General features: G+C 72.5%; 3 protein-coding genes. 1 reads left to right on the top strand and 2 read right to left on the bottom strand.

Annotated elements, in window-relative coordinates:
• Position 1: 1 nt before the first annotated feature.
• Together ACY45C_RS21145 and ACY45C_RS21140 are read right to left on the bottom strand one after the other, a co-directional pair.
• A complete protein-coding gene (locus ACY45C_RS21145) occupies positions 2-889 on the bottom strand; it encodes an HAD family hydrolase (RefSeq protein ID WP_462189301.1) in 888 nt (295 codons plus the stop codon).
• Between the two features lie 235 nt (positions 890-1,124).
• Positions 1,125-2,090 carry a sigma-70 family RNA polymerase sigma factor gene (locus ACY45C_RS21140; protein WP_462189300.1) on the bottom strand — a complete coding sequence of 322 codons (966 nt, stop codon included), beginning with the start codon at positions 2,088-2,090 and terminating at the stop codon, positions 1,125-1,127.
• 257 nt (positions 2,091-2,347) lie between these two features.
• Here ACY45C_RS21140 and ACY45C_RS21135 point away from each other — a divergent pair, with 257 nt between their 5' ends.
• Entirely contained in the window at positions 2,348-2,659 is a 312-nt protein-coding gene (locus ACY45C_RS21135; RefSeq protein WP_462189299.1) for a glutaredoxin family protein, read from the top strand.
• Positions 2,660-2,684 lie beyond the last annotated feature (25 nt).

Below are 2,684 nucleotides of genomic sequence, written 5' to 3'. Positions count from 1 at the left end.
GCTAGGCGCCCGCGGCCCGGCGCCGCAACGCCATGCCGGCGGCGACCCCGCCGGCGAGCGCGCCCACCCCGGCTGCCGTCGGAATGCCGATCTTGGCTGCCTTGCGGGCCGTGCGAAAGTCCTTGATCGGCCATTCGCGTTCCCGGGCCACGGTCTTCAGGTCCGGATCCGGGTTGATCGCGACCGGGTGGCCCACCAGGGAGAGCATGGGCAGATCGTTGATCGAGTCCGAGTAGGCCCAGCACCGGGACAGGTCCAGACCCTCCCGCTCGGCGAGCGCCTGCACGGCCTCGGCCTTCGCCTGGCCGTGCAGCAGACCGCCGACCAGGTGGCCGGTGTAGGTGCCCTCGGCGGAGACCTCGCTGACCGTGCCGAGGGCGCCGGTGAGGTTCAGTCGCCGGGCGATGACCGAGGCGAGCTCGACCGGGGTGGCCGTGACCAGCCACACTCGCTGGCCCGCGTCAAGGTGCTGCTGGGCGAGCGCGTGCGTGCCCGAGTAGATCTGCTCGGCCATCCGCTCGTCGTAGATCTCCTCGCCGTAACGGACGATCTCGGCCACCGTGCGCCCGGCGACGAAGGCGAGCGCGGTCTCCCGAGCGTCCCGGATGCCGTTCGGGTCCTCGAGCCCACGCAGCCGGTAGGTGATGTGCTGCCAGCCGAACCGGATCAGGTCACGCGAGTTGAAGAAGTCCCGGGCGGCCAGGCCGCGGGCGAAGTAGAAGATCGAGGCGCCCGCCATCATGGTGTTGTCCACGTCGAAGAACGCGGCCGCCGACTCGTCCAGCGGGGCCCGCGGAACCTCCTCGGCCGCGACCTTCAAGGCGGCGATCGCGGCGGCCTCGGCGGCCTGCCTCGTCGTGGCCAGGTCCCTGCGTCGTCGCACCCTCATCGTCAACTCCATGTTGTCCGGGGCGGAGCAAGGGCTCGGCTCGGGAAGTGACCGGGGCCGCCGCCCACCCCTTGTCGCCACCTCCGCGCGCCGCGATCCACGCCATGGTTCGCCGGCACGCCGTCAGAGTACGGTGCGGTACGACTTCGCGGCGGCCGCCGCTCGAACGTGACTGCGCGAAAGTGCCGATGGAACAACGACCGGGCCGCGGTTGCGACGTGATCTAGGATATCGCTCACGGCGAGGGGCCCGGAGGCCAGGCCGTGTCTGTTGCGGGAAGGGCGCGAGCAAGTGTCCGAATCGCTCTGAACTGCAAGGATTTGACCGCCCCCTCATTACGGCCCATGGCCAGCGCGGTCTCGCGGACCGACAGCCCTTCGAGGAACCGGAGCGCGACGCACTCCTGCTGGTCCGGGCGCAGCTCGCGGACGGCGTCGAGCAGCTCGCGGCGGGTCAGCACGGCCAGGATCGACTCTTCGGGGCTCGGTACCGTCAGCGCCGTGGCCCGGTGCTCGGCCGCGGCGAGGATGTCCGCCGTCGGGATCTCGAACCGGCACCGCGCCGAGCGGGCCTGATCGACCAGCAGGTTGCGAGCGATGGTGATGAACCAGGCACCGATGTCCCGCCCCTGCCACCGGAACGTGCCGATTGAGCGGAAGGCACGCAGGAAGGTCTCGCTGACGATGTCCTCGGCGGCCACCGGATCCCCGCCCAGCCGGTACAGCGCGTATCGGAACACGAGGTCGGCGTACCGGTCGTAGAGCAGCCCGAAGGCGTCGACGTCACCTCGCCGGGCCCGGGCGACGAGCGCCGTCCGGTCGTCGTCGGCCGGCTCGCTCGGAGGGTCCCCGACCCGCTCGCGGTCCTCCCGGGCGCCCACCGGGGACATCGCATCCTGCCGGTGGAGGGGGCCGGGATGCCGGGCGGATCCCACGGGCCAGGCCGCCACCGTCGTCGTGGCCGCAGCCGGGTCCGTCCCCGCCGCGCGGCTCGTCCCGGCCGGCACCGTGGATCCCGACGCCGTGGGGGCGGTTGGCCGTCCGGTCCCGGACAACCGGGGTAGGAGGGCGCGGATCCCGTCCCTCCTGAGGAGCGGGAGGAGCGGGACCGACGGTCCCCGCGCTGCATCCAGGCCGCGGCGCGGGGCGACGAGGCCGGCGGCGAGGTCGGCGGCGAGGTCGGCGAGCGTGCATTCGGTCACAGCCCGGGCTCCGGAGGGTGCGGTCGCGGCAAGGCGGGCCGGGAGGCCCGGCGCACATGGTTCCGTTAGTAGCTGAGTGTAGCCGGAGGAGGGACCGCGGACAGTCGGAGATCGTCCGGGTGCAGGCAGGGGGCGTCTCCCGGCGAGGCCCGGACCGGACCGCACGTCGGGGTCGGGCCCCTGAACGGACCTCGGTCCCGCTCGAGCGGTTCGGGAAGCCACTCGGCAGCGACCGGGATCGCGCCTACCATCGTGGAATGGACGACGGGTTGGAACGGGCGGATTCCGGCCACGACGGTGTGCGTATCACACTGCTCACCCGGACGGGATGTCATCTGTGCGATACCGCGCGGGCGGCGGTCGTCCGGGTCGCCGAGCAGGAGCAGGTCAGGTGGCGGGAGGCCAATGTCAACGCCGATCCCCAGCTTGCCGACGCCTACGGCGACCGGGTGCCGGTCATCCTGCTCGACGGCCGGGAACACGGTTACTGGCGGGTGGAGGAGGACCGGCTGCGGCAGGCGCTCGCCGGCGGCCGGTGGGCGCTGCGGCCCGCCGAGGGCGGTCGCTGATCAGGGGGCTGGTTCCGGATCTGGA

It is taken from the genome of Frankia sp. CcWB2 (assembly GCF_977927585.1).
Note: the sequence above shows the minus strand (reverse complement) of the source record. Positions and strands in the feature narration are given on the sequence as shown.

Coding starts and splice junctions, on each gene's coding strand:
- ACY45C_RS21145 (WP_462189301.1), bottom strand. CDS start 889: ATGAGGGTGCGACGACGCAGGGACCTGGCCACGACGAGGCAGGCCGCC.
- ACY45C_RS21135 (WP_462189299.1), top strand. CDS start 2,348: ATGGACGACGGGTTGGAACGGGCGGATTCCGGCCACGACGGTGTGCGT.